This is a genomic window from Stenotrophomonas sp. 05L414_2, from assembly GCF_056397905.1.
In genome coordinates, this window is sequence record NZ_JBFTOJ010000188.1 from 5,799 (window position 1) to 12,988 (window position 7,190).

The 7,190-nt window shown below is 66.6% G+C and carries 7 protein-coding genes; 3 read left to right on the forward strand and 4 right to left on the reverse strand.

The genetic code is table 11. From position 1 onward, the window contains the following. Positions 1–52: 52 nt before the first annotated feature. A complete protein-coding gene (locus AC1DJN_RS19165; RefSeq protein ID WP_478039815.1) occupies positions 53–796 on the reverse strand; it encodes a proteasome-type protease in 744 nt (247 codons plus the stop codon). Between the two features lie 93 nt (positions 797–889). Between AC1DJN_RS19165 and folK the strand changes: the two genes are divergently transcribed. After that, positions 890–1,375 carry a 2-amino-4-hydroxy-6-hydroxymethyldihydropteridine diphosphokinase gene (folK, locus tag AC1DJN_RS19170; protein ID WP_032975383.1) on the forward strand — a complete coding sequence of 162 codons (486 nt, stop codon included), beginning with the start codon at positions 890–892 and terminating at the stop codon, positions 1,373–1,375. 76 nt (positions 1,376–1,451) lie between these two features. Here the strand turns inward: folK and AC1DJN_RS19175 are convergent, their stop codons facing one another. Continuing rightward, positions 1,452–2,189 (reverse strand): pteridine reductase, encoded by a 738-nt coding sequence (locus AC1DJN_RS19175; protein WP_478039818.1) that lies wholly within the window; start codon positions 2,187–2,189, stop codon positions 1,452–1,454. Between the two features lie 59 nt (positions 2,190–2,248). Here AC1DJN_RS19175 and AC1DJN_RS19180 point away from each other — a divergent pair, with 59 nt between their 5' ends. After that, entirely contained in the window at positions 2,249–3,433 is a 1,185-nt protein-coding gene (locus AC1DJN_RS19180; protein WP_025878690.1) for a class I SAM-dependent methyltransferase, read from the forward strand. Beyond that, complete coding sequence (locus AC1DJN_RS19185; RefSeq protein WP_025878689.1) at positions 3,430–3,822, forward strand: VanZ family protein; 393 nt, start codon at positions 3,430–3,432, stop codon at positions 3,820–3,822. The genes AC1DJN_RS19180 and AC1DJN_RS19185 overlap by 4 nt, the downstream gene beginning before the upstream one ends. Before the next feature lie 674 nt (positions 3,823–4,496). Here AC1DJN_RS19185 and AC1DJN_RS19190 read toward each other — a convergent pair. Together AC1DJN_RS19190 and AC1DJN_RS19195 are read right to left on the reverse strand one after the other, a co-directional pair. Further along, entirely contained in the window at positions 4,497–6,854 is a 2,358-nt protein-coding gene (locus AC1DJN_RS19190) for a beta-N-acetylhexosaminidase (RefSeq protein ID WP_442251462.1), read from the reverse strand. Between the two features lie 112 nt (positions 6,855–6,966). Then, positions 6,967–7,190: hypothetical protein (locus AC1DJN_RS19195; RefSeq protein ID WP_478039820.1), on the reverse strand; the 224-nt coding region annotated here is incomplete at its 5' end.

Here is a 7,190-nt window from a genome sequence, read left to right on the forward strand (position 1 = left end):
GGCCGGCACCGCAATGATCCGACCACACGCAGTTGCCGGCCAGCGGCCGGCACTACCGGTCCTGGGGTTCCCACGGGAACCGCGGCAGGCTTTCCACCGCCTGTTCCAGCCGTCGCGACCAGTTCTGGTGGATGTCGGCATACAGCGGCGAATCGGCGCCCAGCCGCAGCTGCTGGCTGATCCGCAGTTCGCCGGCGCGCAGCAGCGCCAAGTCGACCGGCAGGCCCACCGACAGGTTGGAACGGATGGTCGAATCCAGCGAGACGATCGCCGTGCGTGCGGCATCTTCCAGGCGCGTGGACGGGGTCAGGATGCGGTCCAGGATCGGCTTGCCGTACTTGGACTCACCGATCTGCAGATAGGGCGTCTCCGGCGAGGCGGCAATGGCGTTGCCCAGCGGATAGACCATGTACAGGCCGGGCTGTTCACCGGCAATCTGTCCACCGAAGATCAGCGTCGCCTGGGTGTTCACCCYGTCGTGGCCATGCTCGGTGTGCTGGCTCTGTACCTGACTGTCCACCAGCAGGGAGCCGACGTAGGCCGCAGCCTCGAACAGATGGGCCATGTCGCGCAGGTTCGGCGTGCGCCGCTCCTCGGCATCGCGCTTCAGCCGCGACACCAGCAACTGGGTCGTGGCCAGGTTGCCAGCGGCCATCACCACATAGGCGGCCTGGCCGGGATATTCGAACACGTGCAGTTTGCGGTGCACGCGGACATCGTCCAGCGCGGCATTGGTGCGGGTGTCGGCGGCGAAGACCAGGCCCTCGTCCACCTCGATTCCAACGCAATAGGTCATGTCGGTGCCCTATCATATGCGTCCCGGATTGTAGGCAGGCCGTTGTGACGATGGCATGCCCGCGCTCCACCTGATTGCCGTCACCGGAACCGCATGACCACCGTGCTCCTGAGCCTGGGCAGCAACGTCCATCCCCGCCGCTACCTCCACGCTGCGGTGGCGGCCCTGCGCGAGCGCTTTGGCGCGCTGCAGGTGTCTGCCGCCTACCGCACCGCTGCCGTCGGTTTCGACGGTCCGGCCTTCCTCAACAACGGCGTTGCCCTCGAGACCGACCTGCCGCTGCAGGAACTGGATGACTGGCTGCATGCGCTGGAAGATGCGCATGGTCGTGACCGCAGCGGCCCGCGCTTCTCCGACCGGACCCTGGACGTCGATGTGGTGTTCTATGGCGACCTGGTGGTGGAGGGCCCCGGCCATCTGCGCATTCCGCGCCCGGAACTGAAGCATGCCTTCGTGCTGAAGCCGCTGGCTGACATCGCCCCGGGCTTCGTCGATCCGGTCAGCGGCCTGGACCTGGCCACGCTGTGGCGGGCGCACAAGCAGTTTGGCGAAGCGTTCGAGGTCGTGGACCTCGAATGACGGGTTGTTGTTGCCGCTGCGCTCGCCAGGCATGGCCCGGCGCTACCGGTAGTGCCGGCCGCTGGCCGGCAACATTTCAGCTGACCGTACGCCCACCATCCACGCGCAACGTGTGGCCGGTGACGAAGCTGGCCTCGGCCGCCAGCCAGTAAACCGCTTCGGCGATTTCCTCGACCGTGCCGATCCGCGCCAGCGGCGTGCGCGCCAGCAGCGCCTCGCGGGCGAAATCGTCCTTGCCCTGTTCCGGCCACAGGATCGCACCGGGTGCCACCGCGTTCACCCGCACCTTCGGCGCCAGTTCCAGCGCCAGCGAGCGGGTGGCCATTTCCAGCGCGGCCTTCGCCATCGTGTAAGCGATGTGGTCGCGCATCGGGTSGGTGCCGTGCAGRTCGGTCAGGTTGACGATGCAGCCGTGCTGGCGGCGCAGGTRAGGCGCGGCGGCCTGGGCCAGCAGCAGCGGCGCCCGCGCATTGACCGCGTACAGCTCGTCCATCGCCTCGGCGGTGACCTGGCCGAGCGGGGTGGGGAAGAAGTTGGAGGCGTTGTTGACCAGCGCATCCAGGCGGCCGAAGTGGGTGACCGCCTGCTCGACCAGATCGGCCAGGGCATCGGCGTCGCGCAGGTCGGCCTGCAACGCCAGCACGCTGCCGGGGCGCTCGTTGTCCAGGTTGAAGGCGGCCTGCTGCAGTTCGGCGCTGGAGGTATGGGCGTGCAGCACCACCGACCAGCCACAGGCGTGGAACTGGCGGGCGATGGCGGCGCCGATCCGGCGTGCGCTGCCGGTGATCAGGGCCACGGGGGCGGTGTCACTCATCGAGGGTCCTCCAAGGCTCGGCTATCCTGTGCACCATTGTCACCGCATTCGAAGACGCCATGCAGCCTACCTTCCCCCTGCCCGAAGCCGATGCCCTGGCCCACAGCGATCAACTGGCCGCCGCCCTGCGTGCCGAGATCCTCGCACAGGGTGGGGCGATGCCGTTCTCCCGCTTCATGGAGCTGTGCCTGTACACGCCGGGCTGGGGCTACTACAGCGCCGGTGCCAGCAAATTCGGCGGCAGCGGCGATTTCACCACCGCACCGGAACTCGGCAGCCTGTTCGCCGGCAGCGTGGCCAATGCACTGGCGCCGGTGTTCGGCCAGCTCGATGCGCACGCACGGATGCTGGAACTGGGCGGCGGCACCGGCGCCTTCGCCGAGGCGGTGCTGCTGCGCCTGGCCGAGCTGGAGGCGCTGCCGGCCCGTTACGCGATCCTCGAACCCAGTGCGGACCTGCGCCAGCGCCAGCAGGAGCGCCTGCAGCAGAACCTGCCGCCCGAACTGGCCGGCCGGGTGGAATGGCTTGATCGTCCGTTCGAGGACGACTGGGACGGCGTGGTGTTCGCCAACGAGGTGATCGATGCGCTGCCGACACCGCGCTTCCTCATCAAGGACGGCGAGGTATACGAGGAAACCGTCGAACTGGACGGGCAGGGCAACTTCATCCGTGGCGCACAGCCGGCCGACCTGCTGCTCAACGGCGCGGTGCGCCATCTCGAGCGCTACCTGGAAAAGCCCTTTGCCGACGGCTACCGTTCTGAAGTGCTGCCGCAGCTGCCGTACTGGCTGCAGGCGGTGGCCGGTGGCCTGCGGCGTGGCGCGATGCTGTTCGTGGACTACGGCTACAACCGGGGCGAGTTCTACCAGGAAGAACGCGATGACGGCACCGTGCGCGCGTTCTACCGTCACCACGTGCACAACGAGATCCATCGTTGGCCGGGCCTGCAGGACATCACCGCATCGGTCGATTTCACTGCCATGGCCGAGGCCGGCCTGCATGGCGGATTTGAATTGGCCGGGTACTGCAGCCAGGCCAGTTTCCTGCTCGGCAACGGCCTGGACCAGGTACTGACCCTGGCCGAGGAGCGCACCGATGAGGTGGGCCGCATCCAGTTGCGCGACCAGGTGAAGAAGCTGACCCTGCCAACGGAGATGGGCGAGCGTTTCCAGGCCATTGGCCTGCAGCGCGACGTCGATTTCGAACCGGCTTTCGAACTGGGCGACCTGAGCTGGCGCCTGTGAGTGCAGCGTTGCCGGTGATCAAGCCGCTGCGGCGGCCGCGACTGTGGACCGCGTTGTGGGTGTTGGCGGTGCTGACGGTGATCGTGGTCTGCCTGATTCCGCCGCCGCCGATCCCGTTGCCGGAAAACAGCGACAAGGGCGAGCATTTCCTGGCTTATTTCATCCTGGCTGGCAGCGCGGTGCAGTTGTTCCGACGAGGCCGCCCGCTGCTGTGGGTAGGTGCTGGCCTGGTGCTGATGGGCGTCGGCATCGAGTTCGCGCAGGGCGCGTTGACCAGCAACCGCATGGCCGATCCGATGGATGCGGTGGCCAACACCGTTGGCGTGTTGGCGGGGATGGCTACCGCATTGACCCCGCTGCGCGACATGCTGCTGCGCTGGCGGGGGTAAGGCAGCCAGGCATGGCCTGGCTCCGCGGTAGATCCACGCCATGCGTGGATGAATCTCGCCGGCGCCAACCAAGGTTGGCGACTACCAAAGGCAGCCAGGCATGGCCTGGCTCTACAGTAGATCCACGCCATGCGTGGATGGATCTCGGCGGCGCCAACCAAGGTTGGCATCTACCAAAGGCAGCCAGGCATGGCCTGGCTCTACTGTAGATCCACGCCATGCGTGGATGAATCTCGGCGGCGCCAACCAAGGTTGGCGTCTACCAAGGCAGCCAGGCATGGCCTGGCTCTACAGTAGATCCACGCCATGCGTGGATGAATCTCGCCGGCGCCAACCAAGGTTGGCGTCTACCAAGGCAGCCAGGCATGGCCTGGCGCTACAGTAGATCCACGCCATGCGTGGATGGATCTCGCCGGCGCCAACCAAGGTTGGCGTCTACCAAAGGCAGCCAGACATGGCCTGGCGCTACAGTAGATCCACGCCATGCGTGGATGAATCTCACCGGCGCCAACCAAGGTTGGCGTCTACCGAAGGCAGCCAGGCATGGCCTGGCTCTACGTTAGATCCACGCCATGCGTGGATGAATCTCGCCGGCGCCAACCAAGGTTGGCGTCTACCAAAGGCAGCCAGGCATGGCCTGGCTCTACAGTAGATCCACGCCATCGTGTCCGCCGTCATTTCCCCAGCGTCACCTCATCCAGCACCCACATCGCCGGGCGCGTGTCGCCGGTGAAGTTGATGCACAGATCGCCCGTGCCCGAGGTGCCCTTCGGCAAAGCCGCGCGCAGGGTCACGAAGCCGTCGGCATCGGTCTGCGCCGGCAGCGGCACCTGCGCCAGGACCTTGCCGGTGCAGTCACCGCGACGGATCAGCATTTCGCCGTGCGCGCTCCGGGCCTTTTCGAAGCGACGCTTCGGCTCGTCGTGGGCCAGCTGGAAGTAGTACGGAATGCGGCCTGCGCGCACTTCCACGCTGCCGATGCCATCCAGCTGTGCCTGCGGCCAACGCCAGCACGGCTGGAAGATGTCGACGGTGAACACCGCACGCGCACCTTCGCGCGGACCATCATCTTCCAGGCGCAGTACCAAGCCCTTCTCGCCGACGCAGCTGCGCAGTGCTTCGCTGTGCCGCGACAGCAGCGACTGCGCGGTGTACGACGCCACCGTCGGCTTCGCAGCCAGCGGCTGGCCCTGGTAGAAGGCGGCAGCCTGCACCGTCGCCGGCAGCGTGGACGTCAGTGGCTGCTGGTACAGCGGCGACTGTGCCGTCACCGGCTTGCCGTCGCTGCTGTAGCGCACTTCATAGCCCAGAGGATTGGCCAGCGACACGGTCACCGTGTTCGCCGCGCGGTCATCGGTGTAGGCCACGCCTACTTCGAACGGCGTCTGCGCGTAGGCCAGGCCCCAGGCCCGATAGCGCTGCAGCTGCGAGGGCAGGCGGGCCAGGAAGTCGCGGAAATCGCGATGCTCCGGCGTGCTCCAGCCGGTCTCGGCCACGGCGGCCAGGCGCGGGAACAGGTTGTGCTGCAGACGCGCGTAGGTGCGCGTGTGCTCGGTGAACATGTTCGCCTGCAGGCCGAGGATGTGCCCGCGCTTGTCGGCGGCCAGTTCGGCCGGCACCGGTTCGTAGTTGTAGAGCTTGGCCAGGTTCACCTGCGTCGGCCGGCCCGGCGGTTCGTTCGGCGAGGCCGTCTGCAGGTAATCCAGGTACAGGTGGCTGACCGGCGACATCACCACATCGTGGCCGGCGCTGGCCGCAGCAAGGCCGCCTTCGGTGCCGCGCCATGACATCACCGTGGCCTGCGGCGGCAGGCCGCCCTCAAGGATTTCGTCCCAGCCGATCAGGCGACGGTCGTGTTGTTCCAGGAAGGTTTCCAGGCGCTTGATGATGTGGCTCTGCATGGCCATCTCATCCTTGATGCCGAGCGCGCGCATGCGCTGCTGCACCTGTTTTGATGCTTCCCACTGGTCCTTCACCGCCTCGTCGCCACCCACATGCACATACCTGGCCGGGAACAGCTGGATCACTTCTTCCAGCACGTTCTCCAGGAAGGTAACGGTGCCGTCCTCGACGTTGAACAGGTTCGGGAACACGCCCCATTCGCTCAACGGTTTCAACGGCGTGTCGATCGTACCCAGTTCCGGATAGGCGGCGATGGCAGCGGTGGCGTGGCCGGGTACATCGATTTCCGGAATGACCTGGATATGCAGCTTGGCGGCGTAGGCGATCACTTCGCGGATCTGGTCCTGCGTGTAGAAGCCGCAGTACGGATGTTCCTTGCCACTGACCGGATCGATGCCGCCATCACCGGCCGGAAGGCGGCAGCTGCCGACTTCGGTGAGCTTCGGGTAGCGCTTGATCTCCATGCGCCAGCCCTGGTCGTCGGTCAGGTGCCAATGAAAGGTGTTGAGCTTGTGCGCTGCCATCGCATCGAGCACGCGCTTGATCTCGTCCAGGCTCTGGAAGTGCCGCGCCGAGTCGAGCATGAAGCCACGCCAGCTGAAGCGCGGCGCATCCTGGATCTGCACGGCCGGCAGCACGCCGTTGCTGCCGCCGGTGGCGAGCTGGGCCAGGGTGGTGGCGCCGTAGAACAGGCCGGTCTCGTTGCCGGCCTGCACCAGCACGCCCCGCGCGGTGCTTTCCAGCGTGTAGCCCTCGCCGCTGTCGCGGAAGGTCGGCACGATCTGGAAGCGGATGCTGTTGCCCTTGGCGGCGGCCTTGCCGTTGGCCACGGCCAGTCGCGGCCCACCACTGCGCGCCAGCAGGTCGGCGAACTGTGCGGCCACGCGCTGTGCGGCTTCGCCATCGGCATGCAGCACGGTAGCGGCGCCCACGGTGATGCCCGCGCCGTTGCCGCGCTGCACGTTGGCCGGTGCGGGAATCAACATCAGGCTGCCGGCGCGCAGCTGCGGGCCAGGGCCGGTATCGAGTGCCGGGGCATCGGCGGCCAGTGCCCGCAGCACAGGCAGGGCGGCCAGCAGGCTGCCCAGCAACAGAAGGCTGCGCATCCTGGCGCGGGTGGGCTTCGTCATCTGAAGGACTCCTTGGATCGGGTGCGATGTTCGCTATACATGAAAAACGCCGGGCCCGGAATGACCCAGGCCCGGCGTGCGTGCACGACTCGGCGATGAGGCTGCCGCTGGATCAGTACTTGAAGCGGAAGTTCAGGTAGTACTGGCGACCGTTGCTGTAGAACGAGGTCGGAATGGCCGCGGTCTGGTAGTACTTGTAGGTCGGGTTGTTGAGGTTCAGGCCATCCAGGCTGATGCTCAGCCAGTCGGTGGCCTTGAAGCTCAGCGACGCCGACAGCGTGCCGAAGTCATCCTGGTAGTACGGGTTGGTGCCCGACAGGCTGATCAGGAACGAGG

What these genes read in the sequence shown, in the direction of transcription:
- folK (WP_032975383.1), top strand. Translation starts at nt 890, where the DNA reads ATGACCACCGTGCTCCTGAGCCTGGGCAGCAACGTCCATCCCCGCCGC.
- AC1DJN_RS19190 (WP_442251462.1), bottom strand. Translation starts at nt 6,854, where the DNA reads ATGACGAAGCCCACCCGCGCCAGGATGCGCAGCCTTCTGTTGCTGGGC.
- AC1DJN_RS19180 (WP_025878690.1), top strand. Translation starts at nt 2,249, where the DNA reads ATGCAGCCTACCTTCCCCCTGCCCGAAGCCGATGCCCTGGCCCACAGC.